The organism is Acidovorax sp. BoFeN1, assembly GCF_003345135.1.
In the GTDB taxonomy this organism is placed as follows: Bacteria; Pseudomonadota; Gammaproteobacteria; order Burkholderiales; family Burkholderiaceae_C; genus Acidovorax; species Acidovorax defluvii.
Window position 1 is genome coordinate 1 of record NZ_QOZT01000077.1, and the last position, 18,014, is coordinate 18,014.

11 protein-coding genes are annotated in these 18,014 nt (G+C 65.6%); all 11 read right to left on the reverse strand.

Translation table 11 applies throughout. The features are described from left to right. Positions 1–2 precede the first annotated feature (2 nt). On the reverse strand, positions 3–923 hold the full coding sequence (gene ybiB, locus DTW89_RS15150; RefSeq protein WP_114656542.1) for a DNA-binding protein YbiB: 921 nt from the start codon (positions 921–923) through the stop codon (positions 3–5). A 181-nt stretch (positions 924–1,104) separates the two neighbouring features. Beyond that, complete coding sequence (locus DTW89_RS15155) at positions 1,105–4,053, reverse strand: nitrate reductase (RefSeq protein ID WP_114656543.1); 2,949 nt, start codon at positions 4,051–4,053, stop codon at positions 1,105–1,107. A gap of 583 nt (positions 4,054–4,636) precedes the next feature. Then, positions 4,637–6,373: a bifunctional protein-serine/threonine kinase/phosphatase gene (locus DTW89_RS15160; RefSeq protein WP_114656544.1), complete on the reverse strand. Its 1,737-nt coding sequence runs from the start codon at positions 6,371–6,373 to the stop codon at positions 4,637–4,639. Between the two features lie 109 nt (positions 6,374–6,482). Next, complete coding sequence (locus tag DTW89_RS15165; protein WP_024815864.1) at positions 6,483–7,295, reverse strand: formate/nitrite transporter family protein; 813 nt, start codon at positions 7,293–7,295, stop codon at positions 6,483–6,485. 115 nt (positions 7,296–7,410) lie between these two features. Continuing rightward, positions 7,411–7,803, reverse strand: coding sequence for a nitrite reductase small subunit NirD (nirD, locus tag DTW89_RS15170; protein ID WP_024815863.1), 393 nt, complete (start codon positions 7,801–7,803; stop codon positions 7,411–7,413). Between the two features lie 69 nt (positions 7,804–7,872). Further along, on the reverse strand, positions 7,873–10,320 hold the full coding sequence (nirB, locus tag DTW89_RS15175; RefSeq protein ID WP_114656545.1) for a nitrite reductase large subunit NirB: 2,448 nt from the start codon (positions 10,318–10,320) through the stop codon (positions 7,873–7,875). Positions 10,321–10,779: 459 nt separating this feature from the next. Then, positions 10,780–11,157 carry an acyloxyacyl hydrolase gene (locus tag DTW89_RS15180; protein ID WP_330863507.1) on the reverse strand — a complete coding sequence of 126 codons (378 nt, stop codon included), beginning with the start codon at positions 11,155–11,157 and terminating at the stop codon, positions 10,780–10,782. Beyond that, the gene (locus DTW89_RS15185; RefSeq protein WP_114656547.1) at positions 11,114–11,395 is read right to left on the reverse strand and encodes a hypothetical protein; all 282 of its coding nucleotides are present in this window, start codon (positions 11,393–11,395) and stop codon (positions 11,114–11,116) included. Before DTW89_RS15185 ends, DTW89_RS15180 begins: the two co-directional genes overlap by 44 nt. Before the next feature lie 134 nt (positions 11,396–11,529). Continuing rightward, positions 11,530–13,110 (reverse strand): TolC family protein, encoded by a 1,581-nt coding sequence (locus DTW89_RS15190; RefSeq protein WP_114656548.1) that lies wholly within the window; start codon positions 13,108–13,110, stop codon positions 11,530–11,532. Beyond that, entirely contained in the window at positions 13,107–16,265 is a 3,159-nt protein-coding gene (locus DTW89_RS15195; protein ID WP_114656549.1) for an efflux RND transporter permease subunit, read from the reverse strand. The genes DTW89_RS15190 and DTW89_RS15195 overlap by 4 nt, the downstream gene beginning before the upstream one ends. A 13-nt stretch (positions 16,266–16,278) precedes the next feature. Then, positions 16,279–17,556: an efflux RND transporter periplasmic adaptor subunit gene (locus DTW89_RS15200; RefSeq protein WP_114656550.1), complete on the reverse strand. Its 1,278-nt coding sequence runs from the start codon at positions 17,554–17,556 to the stop codon at positions 16,279–16,281. Positions 17,557–18,014 lie beyond the last annotated feature (458 nt).

An 18,014-nucleotide genomic window follows, 5' to 3' on the forward strand; every position in this document is an offset into this window, starting at 1 on the left:
GTTCATGGGGCGTGCGGTGGTGTTTGCGCAGCCAGATGCAAGATGTGTTCCACCTGCTGCGCCAGCGCTGGCGGCACGGGCAGGCGGCCGTCCAGCACGTCTTGCGTGTAGCGCGCCGTGGTGTCGATGTCGATCTCGGTGGGCAGGCCTGGCACGTCGGCTGCGGTGCCGGGTTGCTGCTCTTGCAGCAGCTGGTGCACGCCGGCCACGAAGGCATCGTAGCGGGGCGTGCGGCGCGGGTCGGTCGCCACTTCGCCTTCGAGGCCGCGCGAGAGCAGGGCGGTCATGTGCAGCGCGCCAAAGGTGGCCTGCAGCATGTCGTAATACTCGGGGTGGGTGTAGCTGGTCACCACCACGGCGGGGCCCGCGCAGGGGTTCATGAGTTTCACGATGCTGTGCCCCGCATTGCGCAGCCCCACCACCTCGCGCACCTTCAGCAGGCGTGCCAGGGCGGCATGCAGATACCCGGTCTCGATATGGGCCACGCTGCCGTTTGCTATTTTTTCCGGCGCTGTGAGGGCGGGAACGCCCAGCGCCAGCAGCACATCCGATGCCAGGGTGCGGCGCGCCTCGGTGCGCATGCCATGCAGCAGCACGGGCAGCCCCTCGCGCGCCAGCAGCAGCGCCAGCAGCGGCGTGAGCACGGGCAGTTTGCGCGCACCGTTGTAGCTGGGCAGCACGATCACGGGGCGGTCGCTGGCCGGGAAAAGCGCCATCCGGCTGTGGGCGGCGTCGAGAAAGCCGCACATTTCCTCGGGCGTTTCGCCCTTGATGCGCATGGCCAGGCAGAAGGCGCCGATTTCCAGATCGGTCACGTTGCCGTCGAGCAGCTGGCCAAACAGGTCTGCCGCCTGCTCGCGCGTGAGTGGCTTGGAGCCGCGGGGGCCGCGACCGATTTCTTTGATGTACTGGCTAATGCCCATGTTTTTTGGTGGCGGGACTTGTGCAATAGGGCTCTAGCGTCGTTATTTCGGCTTGCCGTACAGGCGTACTGTCTGCGCCGAAAAAGCCTAACCGGAGCCCTCTTGCACAAGTCCTGGTGCGGTGGTTGTGGGGATGTAGGAGGGTGGGCCGCTATTCTGGCGCAATCCAGGCAACTCTTGGTTATGTGGCAGCCTGCGCCATGTGCATGGACGCCAGTGGCCCTGTGCTGCGCACCATGCGTTTGAGCTCGGGCAGGCACGAGCCGCAGTTCGTGCCGCAGCGCAGCTTGTCCTGCAGTTGCGCCAGGCGGTCAGCGTCGGTGCCGTGGCAGTGCGCCAGCTCGGCAGTAATGGCAGCGTCGGTCACGTTCAGGCAGGTGCACACCGGCTTGCCGCGCGACTGCACGGCCACCGGGGCCTTGGCGCCGGGCACCAGCAGCAGGCGGCCGTAGCTTTGGGCGGGCAGCTCTTCCTGCAGCAGGGTCTTGAGCCAGCCTTCGGCGCTGGTGTCGCCTGCCAGCACGATGGCTTCGAGCATGGTGGCGCTGCCGTGGCGCACCAGCCGGGCGGCGCGGCGCTGGCCTCGCTTTTGATCGGCGTAGCGCAAGGTGTCGGCGGTGGCCAGGCCTATCAGGGCCTCGATGCGTTCAATGACTGCGTCGGGCGGCGGCTCGTGGGCGGCGGCGCGCAGCAGCACGCCCATGCGCTCGCGGCCGGGTTCGTTCAAGGGTGTGTTGTTGCTAAAGGGCACGCAGCTCGTGAACTGGAACAGGGGAAACTGCGCCATCAGCGCGGCCAACGCCTCGCGCACGTCCTGGGCGCTGTCGGCCGGCAACCAGGCCATGGCCAGCAGGGTCCAGGGCAGCTCGGCCTTGAGCACCTTCACGGCGGCGTGCTTGAGCTCGGGCTGTTTGGAGGTGGGGCAAAACGCCGAAGTGGTGAGCGCATTCACGCCCGCCAGCCGCTCGCCGGTGGACGAGCACCCACTCAAAAAATCGCTGCCCCAGTGCATGGCCATGAAGGCCTGCGACAACCCCAGCGTGGCATCGGCCTGCACGGGCACCACGATGGAGCCGCGCTTGCTGGTCACATGCACGAGGTCGCCGTTTTTGAGCTGGCGCCGCTCCATGTCGTGCGGGTGCAGTTGCACGCAGGGCTCGGCCACATGGCCGAACAGGCGGCCCAGGGTGCCGGTGCGCGTCATGCCGTGCCACTGGTCGCGCAGGCGGCCCGTGGTCAGGCTGAAGGGGTAGCGCGACTCGCGCTGCTCGGCCGTGGGCTGCCAGGCGTGCGCGGCAAAGCGGGCGCGGCCGTCGGCGGTGGGGAAGATGCCGTCTTCGTACAGGCGGGCCTTGCCGATGTCGCGCATTCGGGTTGGCAACGTGGTTGCGCTGTTGTCGTCATTGCCGTTTTCGGTAAGGTTCGCAGGACACGGCCATTGCTGGGGGCCGGCAGATTCGAGCAGAGTCCACGAAAGCCCCGTGATGTCCAGATCGCGCCCGCGTGTGCTTTCGCGGTGTTCGTTCCACACGGCCTGTGCGCCCTGGTCGGCGTGGTCGGTGGTGTAGGGGAACAGCGTGGGCTGGCCGGGACGCAGGCGCGCCTCCAGCTGGTGCGCAAACTGCACTGCAATGGCCCAGTCGTGGCGCGCCTCGCCGGGGGCGGGAACGGCAGTGCGCACGCGCGAGATGCGGCGCTCGCTGTTGGTCACGGTGCCGGTTTTTTCGCCCCAGGTGGTGGCGGGCAGCAGCAGGTCGGCATATGCGCAGGTTTCGGCGGTGGCAAAGGCCTCTTGCACCACCACAAACTCGGCCCGCTGCAGCGCGCGGCGCACCGTGGCCTGGTCGGGCATGCTCTGCGCGGGGTTGGTGCAGGCAATCCACAGGGCTTTGACGTCGCCGTCGGCGGCGGCCTGAAACATCTCTACTGCTGTCTTGCCGGGTTGGCTGGGCACATCGGCCACGCCCCACAGCGCAGCCACTTCGGCGCGGTGCTGCGGGTTGGCCAGGTCACGGTGGCCGCTGAGCAGGTTGGCCAGGCCGCCCACCTCGCGCCCGCCCATGGCGTTGGGCTGGCCGGTCAGGCTTAACGGCCCCGCGCCGGGCTTGCCGATCTGGCCCGTGGCCAGGTGCAGGTTGATGAGTGCAGCGTTCTTGGCCGTGCCGCTGCTGCTCTGGTTGAGGCCCTGGCAGTACAGGCTCAGGGTGGGTTTGCGACGCTGCGGGGCGCCGCTGGCTCCTGTGGCGACCTCCTGCCCGTCAAGGCCCGCAAACCATCTTGCGGCGGTGGTCAGGTCGGCCACCGAAATGCCGCACACCTGGGCCACGCGCTCGGGCGTGGCTTCACGCACCAGGGCCTTGAGTTCATCGAAGCCCGTGGTGTGCGCGGCGATGTACTCGGCGTCCGTCCAGCCCTCCCACAGCATGAGGTGCAGCATGCCGTGGAACAGCATCACATCGCTGCCCGGCTGGATGGGAAAAAACAGGTCGGCCATGCCGGCGGTGTCGGTGCGGCGCGGGTCGGCCACGATGATCTTCATGCCCGGGTTGGCGGCGCGTGCGTCTTCAATGCGGCGAAAAAAAATGGGGTGCGCCCAGGCCGCGTTGCTGCCCACGATGAACAGGCACTGTGCGTGGTTCACGTCGTCGTAGCAAGCGGGCGGCGCGTCGGCGCCCAGAGTGGCCTTGTAGCCCGCCACGGCGCTGCTCATGCACAGGCGCGAGTTGGAGTCGATGTTGTTGGTGCCGATCAGGCCCTTGGCGAGCTTGTTGAAGACGTAGTAGTCCTCGGTGAGCAACTGGCCGCTGACATAAAAGCCCACGGCGTTGGGGCCGTGGCGCTGGATGATGTCGGCAAATTTTTCGGTGGCCAGGCCCAGGGCGGCGTCCCACGACAGTGGCTGGGGCGCATCGCTACGTTGCGCGCGGCGCAGGGGCTGCAGCAAACGAGTCTGCAGCGTGATGGGGCTGCTGGCGGTGAGGTGCAGGGTGGAGCCCTTGGTGCACAGGCGACCGAAGTTGGCAGGATGGGTGGGATCGCCGCGCACGCCGGTGATCTGGGGGCCGTGGCTTTCGATGATCACGCCGCAGCCAACGCCGCAGTAAGGGCAGGTGGATTTGGTTTCTTGCATGGCGTGGAGTTTTGTGTGTTTTTGGGGGCTTTTTGGGGTCAAGTGCTTATGTATCAAGCGCTAGTAGCTATTGTTTTTATAGTGACAATGTGCTGGTGGTGAGGGCAGACGCCAGTACGCTGGTTTCCCACATCGCTTGCATGAAATTTCTCATCACGGCTCCCAAGGCAAATCTCAAAAAAAAGCAGGCGTCTACACACTGCGGCTTCGAGGTTTGGAAACCGCAGGTGCAGACGCCTTCGTCTGTGTGCCCCCAGACTGCGCCATTGCACCCCGGGTTCACGGGCCCCTGCCGGGCCTTCGCACATGCAACGCAATACATGTGCCAGCCCGCGTGGCGCCTGACACCGGCCTTGACACGATCCGGATGGGGCACGGACGCAAGGCTGGCACCAGCCTGGTGCAACGGGGCGCTCCAGAACGGGAGCGTCGTGTGGGCAGGTGCAAAGCCGTGCCGTGGTGCAGCAGGCGTGTGAAAGTGATGCGGGCCAGCCGCTGGGCATGCGCTGGGTATGTGCCGGGCACGCGCTGAGCGGTGCCGGAAGCGGTGGCGGTTGCGGTTGCGGTTGCGGTTGCGGTTGCGTCAGCGCAGGTGCTGAATTACCGCCAGCAACGCCACCACGGTGGCCCCCAGAACGAGCGCAATGGCGCGCCAGAACACCATCGGGTTGCGCTCATACAGCGCAGGGCGTGCGCGGCCCAGGTAGGCAGCGCTGGGCTGCCGCAGGTCGTGCACAAACTCGGACAACGCTTCCTGCCTTTTGAGTGGGTTGGGGTGCACCGCACGCCGCAGCACGGCATCCATCCACGCCGGAATGGCGCGGTGTTCGTCCAGCGCGCTGGCGTAGTGCAGCTTCATCAGGGCCGCCCGGGTGCGAATCCCGGCCACCTGCGTGCCATAGGGTTGCCGCCCGGTGAGCATCTGGTAGGTGATGACGCCCAGCGAGAACAGGTCCGATTGCGGCGTGCCCGGCTCGCCCAGAAAGTATTCGGGGGCTGCGTATTGCAAGGTGCCCGGAACGCCATCGTCGGCAACGGGCACCGCGTTTTCGGCCAGGCCGGCGACGTGGACCGAGCCAAAGTCAATGATCTTCACGGTGCCCGAGGTGTCGATCATGATGTTTTCGGGCCGCAGGTCCTGGTGCAGCATCTCCATGCGGTGAAATGCCTGCAGGCCGCGTGCGATCTGGTCCACGATGTCGCGCACCACCGACAGTTCGGGCCTGGGGTGGTCAATCATCCACTGGGCCAGTGTCTGGCCCTGCACGTATTCCATGGCCACATAGAGGTACTCGCGCTTGCGCCCCGCAGGGGCGGGCTGCAGCACATGGGGGCTGTGAATGCGCCGCGCAATCCACTCTTCCATCAGAAAACGGTCGAGGCCGGCGGCGTTGTCCTGCAGGTCGATCGAGGGCGTTTTGAGCACCGTTTTTTGCCCGCTGTCGGTGTCGATGGCCAGGTAGACGTGGCTGCGGTGGCTGCCGTGCAGCTCGCGCACGATCTGGTAGCCGTCGAGCATGGCGCGGGGCTCCAGCACGGGCGGCAACTGCAGCGTGGCCCGCTGGCGTTGCAGTTCGCTGGCGTCCTGTTGGGGCAGCGCATCAATGCGCACGATCTGAATGGTCAGGTTGTCGTCGCTGCCGCAGCGCAGGGCCTCTTCCACGATGGCGCGGGCGGCCTGGTCCAGATCGGTGGCGTGGGCTTCAATGGCCTGCGTGATGAAGCTGGCGCTGACATGTTCATGCACGCCATCGGTGGTCAGCACATAGGTGTCTGCGGGCTCTACCGGCAGGGCCCGGTAATCCACCTCCAGCTGCGGCTGAACGCCGAGCGCGCGGCCCAGGTAGATTTGCTTGGCCGACAGGCGCACCCGGTGGTCTTCGGTCAACTGCTCCAGCGCCTTGCCCTGCACCCGGTAGATGCGGGTGTCCCCCACATGAAAAAGGTGTGCGGTGGCGGATTTGACAATCAGCGCGCTGAGGGTGCAGACATAACCCCGGTCTTTGTCAAAACGGTAGGGGCTGCGCTGGGTTTGGGCGTGCAGCCACGAGTTGGTGGCCGCCAGCACGCACTGTGCCGAGCGCTTGACGCTCCAGGCGTCGGAGGTGCAGTAGTAGTCCTGCAGCAGCCCGTGCACCGCAGCGGCGCTGGCGATCTGGCTGACATCGCTGCTGCTGATGCCGTCGGCCAGTGCCACCACCACCCCCTTGGCGGCCAGCGCCAGCCCCTGTGGCACGCAGGCGCCGTGAAAGTCCTGGTTGACCTCCTTGCAGCCCTTGTCAGAGTGCTGGCCAATGCTTACTTTCAGGGTGTCGCTCATTGGCGCGCCGTTCGTTCAGGGGGTCGGATTCAGGGTTGCAGATTGGAGGTGCCGTGCTCGAAACGCCAGGTGCATTGCCGTGTGGGCACCTGGCGGTTTCGGCGGGCGATCAGGCGAGCTTGCGTTTTGGGCCGGTCTTGATGTGGGTGGCGTACAGCGTCAGGCCGGTAAAGGCCAGACCACCCACCAGATTGCCCAGCACAACGGGGATTTCGTTCCAGATCAGGTAGTCAACGATCGAGAAGTTGCCGCCCATCATCAGGCCCGAGGGGAACAGGAACATGTTCACCACCGAGTGCTCGAAGGTCATGGCAAAAAACAGCATGATGGGCATCCACATCGCAATGACCTTGCCGCTGACGGTGGTGGAGATCATGGCGCCCACCACGCCCGTGGACACCATCCAGTTGCACAGCATGGCGCGAATGAAGATGGTGAGCCAGCCCATCAGGCCGTATTGGGCGTAGCCCAGGGTGCGCGCCTCGCCGATGTGGCCGATTTTTGTGCCGATTTCGTTGGGTGCCACCGAAAAGCCATAGGTGAAGATGAACGACATCATGAAGGCGACGGTCAGCGCGCCCAGGAAGTTGCCGGTAAACACCAGGCCCCAGTTGCGCAGGATGCCCTTGATGGTGACACCCGGGCGCTTGTCCAGCCAGGCCAGCGGCGTCAGCACGAACACGCCGGTCAACAGGTCAAAGCCCAGCAGGTAGAGCATGCAAAAGCCCACCGGGAACAGGATGGCGCCCACCAGTGCAGAGCCCGACATGACGGTGGCCGTGACGGCAAACACCGCCGCCAGCGCCAGGATGGCGCCCGCCATGTAGGCGCGGATCAGGGTGTCCCGGGTGGACATGTAGATTTTGGATTCGCCGGCGTCCACCATCTTGGTGACGAATTCGGAGGGAACGAGATAGGCCATGGGTTTCTTTCTGTGGTCTGTCTGGCAGCGGTGCCAAGGTGCTGTGGATACCGGCTTGCACGCGGCGCGTGGCAAGCCGTTGGGTGGGCGTGAAGTGGGCGCGGGGTGCGCAAAATCACGCTGCCGGGGTGGCTGGCGTGCGCCGCTGCGGCCCTGCGATGGGGCGCGTTTCGCTCAGGGCGTGGTGGGCCAGTTCGTGGGTGTTGAGCAGCACGGTGCCGTCTTCCACCCGCACCTGAAACTTGGGCGTGCAGCCCTCGTCGGGGGCGGCGGCCTGGCCGTCGCACAGGCCAATGGTCCAGTTGTGCATGGGGCAGGCAACGCTGGTGCCAAACACGATGCCCTGGCTCAGCGGGCCGCCCTTGTGCGGGCAGCGGTCGAGCAAGGCAAACACCTCGTTCGAGGTGTTGCGAAACACGGCCACGTCCAGGCCCTGGGCGCGCGCCACGCGGCGCGAGCCCAGCACGGGGATATCGTCCACGCGGCAGATGGAGGTCCATTCGGTCATTGCTATTCCTTTTGTAGCTGCTTGCGCTTTTGGGTAAAGCGTTTCAGGCACTTTTGATATAAAAACTGGTCAGGCCACGGAGATCGGGATGAACTGGCGCTGGTCCACTGCCGCCTTGTCAAAGTCGAACCACGGGTCGGGCTCGCCATCCAGCGCAAACTGCAGCTGCTCCCACAGCGCCTTGCGGCCTTCGGGGTCTTGCAGAATGCGTTTTTTCACATAGTCCAGGCCCACGCGGTTCACGTAGTGCACGGTGCGCTCCAGGTACCAGCCTTCCTGGCGGTACAGCTCGCAAAACGCGCCGGTGTACTCCAGCACTTCCTCGGCGGTCTTGAGCTTGGTGAAAAAGTGCGCCACCTCGGTCTTGATGCCGCCGTTGCCGGCCACATACATCTCCCAGCCGCTTTCCACGCCGATGATTCCGACGTCCTTGATGCCGGCCTCGGCGCAGTTGCGCGGGCAACCGCTCACGGCAAACTTCACCTTGTGCGGTGCATTCATGCGCCACATGGCGCGCTCCATGTCCTTGCCCATTTGCGTGCTGTCCTGCGTGCCCATGCGGCACCACTCGCTGCCCACGCAGGTCTTGACGGTGCGCAGGGCCTTGGCATAGGCGTGGCCGCTGGGCATGCCTATGTCCTTCCACACGTTGACCAAGTCTTCCTTCTTCACACCCAAGAGGTCAATGCGCTGGCCACCGGTGACCTTGACGGTGGGGATGTGGTACTTGTCCACCACGTCGGCAATGCGGCGCAGTTCGTCGGCCGTGGTTTCACCGCCCCACATGCGCGGGATCACGCTGTAGGTGCCGTCCTTTTGGATGTTGGCGTGGCTGCGTTCATTGATGGCGCGGCTTTGCGGGTCGTCCTTGGCTTCCTTGGGCCAGGTGCTGATGAGGTAATAGTTGACGGCCGGGCGGCAGCTGGCGCAGCCGTTGGGCGTTTTCCATTCGAGAAACGAGAACACGTCTGCGATGGAAAGCAGCTTGTTGGTGCGGATCGCATCGCGCACCGCCTGGTGGCCGTGGTCGGTGCAGCCGCACAGGGCCTTGGTCTTGGGCGTGGCCGAATAGTCGCCACCGGCGGTGAACATGATGATCTGCTCGACCAGCCCGGTGCACGAACCGCAGCTGGCGCTGGCCTTGGTGTGCTTGCGCACTTCATCCAGCGTGAACAGGCCTTTTTCCTTGATGGCCTTGCAGATGGCGCCCTTGGTCACACCGTTGCAGCCGCACACTTCGTCGGTGTCCGCCATGGCGGCGGCCTTGTTCTGGCCCTGGTGGCCGGCGTCACCCATGTTGGATTCGCCAAACATCAGCTTGTCGCGGATGTCGTTCACCGTGCGGCCGTCGCGCAGCAGCTTGAAATACCAGCTGCCGTCCACCGTGTCGCCATACAGGCAGGCGCCCACGAGCTTGTCGTCCTTGAGCACGAGCTTTTTGTAGACGCCGCCGCTCGGGTCGCTCATGACAATCTCTTCGGTGCCCTCGCCGCCCTGAAAGTCGCCTGCGCTGAACAGATCAATGCCCGTGACCTTGAGCTTGGTCGATGTCAGCGAGCCCTGGTAGCGGCCAATGCCGAACTCGGCCAAATGGTTGGCCAGCACCTTGCCCTGCTCGAACAGCGGCGCCACCAGCCCATAGGCAATGCCCCGGTGCGCAGCACATTCGCCCACGGCGTAGATGCGCGCGTCGGTGGTGGTCTGCAGCGTGTCGCTCACCACGATGCCGCGGTGGACGTGCAGGCGCATTTTTTCAGCCAGTGCGGTGTTGGGGCGTATGCCCACGGCCATCACCACCAGGTCGGCGGGCACCTCGGTGCCGTCCTTGAACTTGACGGCGGCCACGCGGCCTTCGGCGTTGCCCACCAGCTCCTGCGTTTGTGCGCCCATCAAAAACTGCATGCCGCGCTCGGCCAGCGACTTTTGCAGCATCTTGCCGGCCACATCGTCGAGCTGGCGCTCCATCAGCCAGTCGCCCACATGCACCACGGTGACCTGCATGCCGCGCTTCATGAGGCCGTTGGCGGCCTCCAGGCCCAGCAGGCCGCCGCCGATGACCACCGCATGTTTGTAGGTGGCGGCAGCGTCGATCATGGCCTGCGTGTCGGCAATGTCGCGGTAGGCCAGCACGCCTTGGAGCTCTTTGCCGGGGATGGGCAGGATGAACGGGTTGGAGCCCGTGGCCATGATGAGGCGGTCGTATTCGGCGGTGATGGTCTCGCCCGTTGCACTGGTGGCGTGCACGATGCGGCGCACACGGTCCACGTCGGTCACGGTGAAACCCGTGTGCAGCGTGATGTGGTTGTCGGCATACCACTGCCAGTCGTTCAGAATGATCTCGTCGATGGTCTGCTCGCCGGCCAGCACGGGCGACAGCAAAATGCGGTTGTAGTTGGGGTGCGGCTCTGCACCAAATACCGTGATGTCGTAAAGGTCGGGCGCTATCTTCAGCAGCTCTTCGAGCGAGCGAACGCCGGCCATGCCATTTCCCACCATCACCAGCCTGGATTTTTTCATCGTGACCCCCGTAGGCGTTTCGGAAAAACAAAAAGGCGTCCGCACGGTGGGCTGGCCGGGTAGCCAACACACTCGCAAGGACGCCATCGTCTTCGTCAGCCCAATCCGCCATTGCACCGGGCCGAACATGCGGCCTATCGTGGCCGCACACAGGGTGATGCAAAACCTGTGCCAAAGGTGGCAAAGATGGTGGTTTTAAGTGAAAAATGGCTATAGTGCTTATGTATCAAGCGCTATTAGCTATTAAATAAATAGCAATCGACGAAGCGGTTGGCCTTGCCAGTGCAAGCCACACAGGCGGATGGGCCAGCTTGGTGCGTGCGCCGTTCCAGCGTGTTTGCAACCTCGCGGCCTGTGGAGGATTGATGACACGCTCGTCGGTCCATTTGGTCGACGGGTGGCCGACCAGGGGCGCGCGAGTGCTCGCAGCCGCCAGATGGAAACCGGTGGGCTGTGCGTTTAAAACCGGTGGGCGTAGCGTATCTGCACAAACGTTTCCCCCGGGTTGGGCTTGCGCAGCCCGGCGTTGGATACGTGCTTGGCCTGCAGGCTGACCTCGTGCTGCCGCTGTGCACCAAAGTTGCGCCCCACGCCAAGGTGGTCGCTGAAGTTCCAGCGGCTGCCAAAGGGGCCGTTGGGCGTGTGGTGCGTGGCCGTCAGGTACGACAGGCCAATGCCGCCCTCCACAAACCAGAGCGATTGCCCGTCTGCAAAAAGGTAGCGGGCCATGGGCACCACGCCCAGCTGGGTGTTGTGGCGGCGCGCCGGCGGTTCGGCCGTGGAGGCCAGTCGCTCAGATACACATCCAGGTGCGTGCGGATGCGCCCTTGCCACCACGAATACTGCAGGGGCACGCGCAAACCCACGGTGCGTGTGCGCAGGCCGGGCCGCCGTGGTCGGTATACCCGGCCTCTACATAGATCGACCAGGTTTGCGGGAGCGCTTGCAGCTCGTCGGCTGCGGCAGTGGCTGCGCCGCTGGCGGCGCTGAAGGCGATGGTGCAGAGCAGCGCGGCAACGCTGGCTTGGTGCGCGGGTTTTTGAATGGGCAGGCAGTGATCGGGATGGAGCAGCATGGTGTTATTTTTTTGGCGCTGAAGGGGACAGCCCCCTTTTTTGGCGAGAGGCACCGGCGCACTCTGCAGCGTCTGGAAACATTTTGTCGCGGGGCGCTGCGCTGGCGCTGCGTTGCGCTGCGTTGCGCTCCCTTTCAGGTGCCGGGCGTTGCGGTGCTGTCACCCGGGGTGGTGTCGATCCAGCGGCCACCCAGCACCTTGTACAGCGTGATCCGGTTGGCCTGCTCGGCCAGTGCCAGCCCGATCAGTGTCTGCTGCGCGCTGTAAAGCGCGCGCTGGGCGTCCAGCACGGGCAGGTAACTGTCGGCGCCCAGCCGGTAGCGCGCTTGGGACAGCTGCAGCGCCTTCAGGGTGGCCGCCTGCAGCGATTGCTGGGCCTGCAGGCGCTCGGCCAGCGTGGCGCGCTCTGCCAGCGCATCGGCCACCTCGCGGAACGCGGTTTGCACGGCCTTGTCGTACTGGGCCAGGGCCGTGTCGCGCGCGGTTTCGGCGATCTGGAGGTTGGCGCGGTTGCGGCCCGCATCAAAGATGGGCAGGCGGATCTGTGGCGCAAAGCTCCAGGTGCCGTTGCCGCCGTCAAACAGGCCCGACAGCGCATTGCTGGCGGTGCCCGCCGACGCCGTGAGCGTGATGCTGGGGAAAAACGCGGCACGGGCCGCGCCAATGCTGGCATACGCGCCGCGCAGCGTGTATTCGGCCGCACGCACATCGGGGCGGTTGAGCAGCACCGACGAGGGCAGGTCGCCCGGCACCGCCAGCAGGGCGGAGGCGGGTGCTGCGAGGTGGGGCAGGGCGGCCGCCGGTGTTGATGTCGATGCCGATCTCGATGCCGGTGCGGCCTGGGCAGGTGATGCCTCGGCTGCCGGGTTCGCGCCATCGGGCAGCAGAGCCGCAGGCACCGGCGCGCCCGCCAGCAGGGCCAGTGCATTGCGGTCGCGTGCTACCTGGCTGGTGAAGGCGGCCACGTCGGTGCGGGCGGTGTCCACCGTGGTCTGGGTTTGCGCCAGTGTCAGGCCCGAGACGGCGCCCAGGGCATGGCTGCGTTCTGTCAGCTCGTATGACTTCTGGCGGCTGCGCAGGGTGTCTTGCGCCAGTTGCAGGCGCCGGCCATCGGCGTCGAGGGTGAGCCAGGCGTTGGCCACTTCGGCCACCAGGCTCAGCTGCACGCTGCGGCGGTTTTCGGTGGTGCGCAAAAACTCTTGCAGCGCAGCCTCGTTGAGGTTCTTTACGCGGCCAAAAAAATCGATCTCGTAGCTGCTGAAGCCAAGCTGCGCGCTGTACTGGCTGCTGGTGGGCGAGCGGCCGCTGGTGTTCAGGTCATCGGCCGTGCGCGTGCGGTTGCCCGCGGCGGTGGCGCCCACGGCTGGGAACCGGTTGGACTGCTCCACGCCGTATTGCGCGCGGGCCTTCTCGATGGCCAGCACCGCCACGCGCAGGTCGCGGTTGTTTTGCAGCGCAAGCGCCACCAGCTCGCGCAGGCGCGGGTCCTGCAAAAATTCCTGCCAGCCCATGGGGCCGGTCTCGGGCGCCAGCGCGGTGCCCTCAGACCCGTTTGGGCCGTTCGTGCCGTTCAGCGTGGCGGGCACGGGCAGCATGGGGCGCGCATAGTCGGGCGCCAGGCTGGTGCAGCCAGCCAGCGCCAGCAATGCCAGTGCGCTGGCGGCGGTGGCGCGCACCACGGTGCGGCGGGGGGCGATCAGGGGGGTGCGGCTCATGCGGCGGCTCCGGTTTCGCTGGCAGTCTGCTTTGCCTTGCGCTCGGCAAAGTAACCGCGAATCAGGACAAAGAACACCGGCACAAAAAAGATGCCCAGCACGGTGGCCGACACCATGCCGCCCAGCACGGCGGTGCCAATGGCCTGGCGGCCACCCGCCCCGGCGCCGCTGCCCAGCGCCAGGGGCAGTACACCGAACCCGAACGCCAGCGAGGTCATCAAGATGGGCCGCAGCCGCAGGCGCACGGCTTCCAGGGTGGCATCGAGCACGCTGCGGCCGCGCTCTTGCAGCTGGGTGGCAAATTCCACGATCAAAATGGCATTCTTGGACGACAGCCCCACTGTGGTGAGCAGGCCCACCTGAAAGTACACGTCGTTGGAAAGCCCGCGAAACCCGATGCCCAGCAGCGCGCCGACAATGCCCAGCGGCACCACCAGAATCACCGAAAACGGCACCGACCAGCTTTCGTAGAGTGCGGCCAGGCACAGAAACACAAACAGAATCGATACCGCATACAGCAGCGGCGCCTGCGAGCCCGACAGCCGCTCTTGAAACGAGGCGCCGGTCCATTCGTAGCCAATGCCCGCGGGCATTTCCTTCATGATGTCTTCAACCGCCGCCATGGCCACGCCCGAGCTCACGCCCGCCGCCGCACTGCCCACGAACTCGTAGCTCGGGCTGCCGTTGTAGCGCTGCAACTGGGGTGAGCCATAGGTCCAGCGGGTGCTCGAAAACGCCGAGAACGGCACCATCTGCCCCTGGTTGTTGCGCACCGTCCAGGGGCCCACGTCCTGCGGCAGCATGCGAAACGGCGCGTCGCCCTGCATGTAAACCCGCTTCACGCGCCCCTTGTTGAGAAAGTCATTCACATAGGTGCCGCCCAGCGCGCTCGACAGGGTGTTGTTCACGTCCACCGTGGCCAGGCCCAGTGCGCCGGCCTTGCTGTCGTCAATGTCCACGCCCAGCTGCGCGGTGTCGTCGAGGTTAGTGCTGCGCGTGTTGCTCAGCTCGGGGCGCTTGGCGGCCAGTTCGAGCACCTTGTCGCGCGCGGCCACCAGCGCATCGTGGCCCAGGCCGTTCAAATCCTTGAGCTGAAAATTGAAGCCCGCATTGGCCCCCAGCCCGCGCACGGCGGGCGGCAACAGCACGAAAATGCGCGCATCGCGGATGGCGGCCAGGTCCTTGGTGGCCTTGCGCGCAATGGCGTCGGCGCTCTGGTCGGGGCGTGTGCGCTGGCTCCAGTTGGTCAGCCGCACAAAGCCGCGCGCCGAGCTCTGGTCGCCGCCCGAACCGGTGATCGAGTTGAAGCTGACCACATCGGGCTGGGCAGCAAAATACTTTTGCACCTGCGCCATCACGGCCTGCAGCCGCGCGTTGGACGAGCCTGGCGGCAACGTGATCTGCACCGAGATCGCGCCTTGATCTTCATTGGGCAAGAACGAGGTGGGCAGGCGCAAAAACAGCACCGCCATGCCGGCGCAGATCAGCACATACACCAGCATCATGCGTTTGCCCCGGCGCACCACGGTGCCCACGCCGCGCTGGTAGCTGTCGGCCGAGCGGTCAAAGCGGCGGTTGAAGCCCACAAAAAAGCGGTCAATCCAGCCCGCAATGCCCTTGCGGGGTGCGCCATGGGGACTGTGCTGGCCCTTGGCAATGGGCTTGAGCAAGGTGGCGCACAGCGCGGGCGTGAGCGTGAGGGCCACCAGCACCGACAGCACCATGGCCGACACGATGGTGATGGAAAACTGCCGGTAGATCACCCCGGTGGAGCCGCCAAAAAACGCCATGGGGATGAATACCGCCGACAGCGTGAGCGCAATGCCCACCAGGGCCGGGGTGATTTCGGCCATCGACTTGCGCGTGGCCTCTTTGGGGGACAGGCCTTCTTCGCTCATTACGCGCTCGACGTTTTCCACCACCACGATGGCGTCGTCCACCAGCAGGCCGATGGCCAGCACCATGCCGAACATGGTCAGCGTGTTGATCGAATAACCGGCTGCCGACAGCACACCAAAGGTGCCCAGCAGTACCACCGGCACGGCAATGGCCGGAATCAGCGTGGCGCGGAAGTTCTGCAAAAAGATGTACATGACCAGCACCACCAGCACCATGGCTTCGAGCAGGGCCTTGACCACTTCTTCGATCGAGGCGCTGACGAACGGCGTGGTGTCGTAGCTGGTAAAGGGTTTGAGCTGGTAGGGAAAGAACGGCTGCAGCTCGGCGATCTTGGCGTTGACGGCAGTGGCCACGGCCATGGCGTTGGCACTGTCGGACAGCACCACGCCCATGCTGGCGCCGGGCTGGCCGTTCAGGCGCGAGGTGATGGTGAGGTTTTCTGCGCCCAGCTCGATGCGCGCCACGTCTTTCAGGTGCACGGCGGCGCCGTCGGTGGTGGACTTGAGAACGATCTGCTCGAACTCTTCCTTGGTTTGCAGCTTGCTGCGCGCGGTGATGGTGGCATTGAGCTGCTGCTCGCCCACGGCGGGCAGGGCCCCCAGCTGGCCTGCCGATACCTGCGCGTTCTGCGCATTGATGGCGCTGCCGATGTCTGACGGCATGAGCGCGTATTTTTCGAGCTTGCCCGGATCGAGCCACACGCGCATGGCGTAGCCGGTGCCCAGCGTGAGCACGTCGCCCACGCCGTCAATGCGGCTGATCACGTCCACGAGGTTGCTGGAGATGTAGTCACCAATGTCCACCTGCGACACGCTGGGGTCGGGCGAGGTGAAGGTGATGATCATCAGGTAGTCGTTGCCGCCCTTGGTGACGGTGACGCCACGGCTTTGCACGGCCGGCGGCAGGCGCGACATGGCCTGCTGCAGCTTGTTTTGCACCTGCACCTGGGCCACGTCGATGTTGGTGCCGGCATTGAAGGTGAGCGTGGTGCGCGAGCTGCCCGAGGCGTCGCTGGTCGAGCCCATGTAGATCAGGTTGTCCAGCCCCTTGAGCTGCTGCTCGATTACCTGCGTGACCGAGTCTTCCACGGTTTTGGCCGATGCGCCGGTGTAGTTGGCGCTGATCGACACGCGCGGCGGTGCAATGTTGGGGTATTGCTCCAGCGGCAATGTCTTGATGGACATGGCGCCGGCCAGCATGATGATGATGGCGATGACCCACGCAAAGATGGGCCGGTTGATGAAAAACTGTGCCATGGCGGGCCGGCCCTCAGCGCGCAGCCGATGCGGCGGATGCAGCCGACGCTGCAGGCGCTGCTGTGGCACCCGCGGCAGCCATTGGCTTGGCCACCACCTCGGTCGGCTTCACCGTGTCGCCGGGCTTGATACGCTGAAAGCCCTCCACCACCACGCGGTCGCCGGCCGCCAGCCCGCTGCCCACCAACCAGCGGTTGCCTACGGCCGTTTCCACCACAACCTTGCGCCGTTCGATCTTGCCTTGTGCGTTGACCAGCAACACGCTGGCGTTGCCTGCGGTGTCGCGGTTCACCCCTTGCTGGGGCACCAGCAGCGCCTGCGCGTTGATGCCGGTTTCCAGAATGGCGCGCACATACATGCCGGGCATGAGCAGGCCGTCGGGGTTGGGCACCACGGCGCGCAGCGTCACGGCGCCGGTGCCGGGGTTCACGCTCACGCCCGCAAACTGCAGCTTGCCGGGGTGGGGGTAGCGGCTGCCGTCTTCCAGTTGCAGGGTGATGGGCGCTTCGGCCTGGCCGCTTTTCTGTATGCGCCCGCGCGCCAGGTCGCTTTTGAGGCGCAGCACCTCGGTGCTGGACTGTGTGACATCCACATACAGCGGATCGAGCTGCGAGATGGTGGTGAGCGCGGCGGTCTGGTTGGCGGTGACCAGTGCGCCGGGCGTGACGGTGGAGGTGGTGGTGCGGCCCGAAATGGGCGCCTTGATGCGGGTGTAGCCCAGGTTGATGCGGGCGTTGTCCAGCGCGGCGCGGGCAACGGCCAGGTCGGAGCGGGCCTGCACCACGGCGGCCTGGCTGTCGTCATACACCTGCCGGCTGATGGCGTCGATTTTGACCAGCTCGGCGTTGCGCCGGGCGTTGACCTCGGCCGTGCCCACACCGGCCTGTGCCTTGGCCACCAGGGCCTCGGCGCTGGCCAGCGCCACCTGGAAGCCCGAGGCATCGAGCTGGTAAAGCGCCTGGCCGGCCTTGACCTGCGCACCTTCGGTGAACAGCCGCTGCTGCACGATGCCGCCCACCTGGGGGCGGATCTCAGCGCTCAGGAAGGCGCTGGTGCGTCCGGGCAACTCGGTGGTCACGGTCTGGCGCTCGGACTCCAGGGTGACCACGCCCACTTCCACCGGGCCGCTGGGCGCTGCGGGCGCAGCCTTGTCAGAGCACGCGCCCACCAGCAATGCCAGCCCGGCAATGGCGGCCAAGGCCAGCCTGCGTGGTGAACGGCAGGGCTTTGGGGGAGTAGAGCGGGGCAGCAGCGTGGCGGCAGGCAGGTGGTCTGGGAAAAGAGGGGTCATGGGCGCGCGCAGTCTTGGGTTGCGAAACATTCTGACGCAAAAGGCGAGGGGGCATGGAAGCCCCGGGTGCCACAGGGTATCGCGCGATGTGGCAGGGGTGGATGTGCCGGCCAGTGCGGTCGCCCCCATGTGGGCCGTGGCGGTGGCCCCGGATGGCCGCCGCAGCGGCGCCCGGTTGTACGGGCGGCGCGGGTTGCGCGGGTTACGGGTGTGCAACGACCGCCCGCCGTCGCACAACTTGCCGCAGCTGCTGGTCCGGGGCCTTGAAACCCGGCCAAGGTGCCCGGCTTACCAGGGCTCCGTTCATTCCAAAGTCACCCGTTGGGCCTAAGGCAATGCTGATCAAGGTCCACCGTTGTCGCTTCTCAAACGTTATCCGCAGATGAAGCAGCAGACCCTGGCAATGGCCGCAGATCAAAACAACGGATTCGAGCAGTCGCGCAAGCCCACCCGACGTG

What these genes read in the sequence shown, in the direction of transcription:
- DTW89_RS15195 (WP_114656549.1), bottom strand. Translation starts at nt 16,265, where the DNA reads ATGGCACAGTTTTTCATCAACCGGCCCATCTTTGCGTGGGTCATCGCC.
- DTW89_RS15185 (WP_114656547.1), bottom strand. Translation starts at nt 11,395, where the DNA reads ATGCTGCTCCATCCCGATCACTGCCTGCCCATTCAAAAACCCGCGCAC.
- DTW89_RS15190 (WP_114656548.1), bottom strand. Translation starts at nt 13,110, where the DNA reads ATGAGCCGCACCCCCCTGATCGCCCCCCGCCGCACCGTGGTGCGCGCC.
- DTW89_RS15155 (WP_114656543.1), bottom strand. Translation starts at nt 4,053, where the DNA reads ATGCAAGAAACCAAATCCACCTGCCCTTACTGCGGCGTTGGCTGCGGC.
- DTW89_RS15200 (WP_114656550.1), bottom strand. Translation starts at nt 17,556, where the DNA reads ATGACCCCTCTTTTCCCAGACCACCTGCCTGCCGCCACGCTGCTGCCC.
- ybiB (WP_114656542.1), bottom strand. Translation starts at nt 923, where the DNA reads ATGGGCATTAGCCAGTACATCAAAGAAATCGGTCGCGGCCCCCGCGGC.
- DTW89_RS15160 (WP_114656544.1), bottom strand. Translation starts at nt 6,373, where the DNA reads ATGAGCGACACCCTGAAAGTAAGCATTGGCCAGCACTCTGACAAGGGC.
- nirD (WP_024815863.1), bottom strand. Translation starts at nt 7,803, where the DNA reads ATGACCGAATGGACCTCCATCTGCCGCGTGGACGATATCCCCGTGCTG.
- nirB (WP_114656545.1), bottom strand. Translation starts at nt 10,320, where the DNA reads ATGAAAAAATCCAGGCTGGTGATGGTGGGAAATGGCATGGCCGGCGTT.
- DTW89_RS15165 (WP_024815864.1), bottom strand. Translation starts at nt 7,295, where the DNA reads ATGGCCTATCTCGTTCCCTCCGAATTCGTCACCAAGATGGTGGACGCC.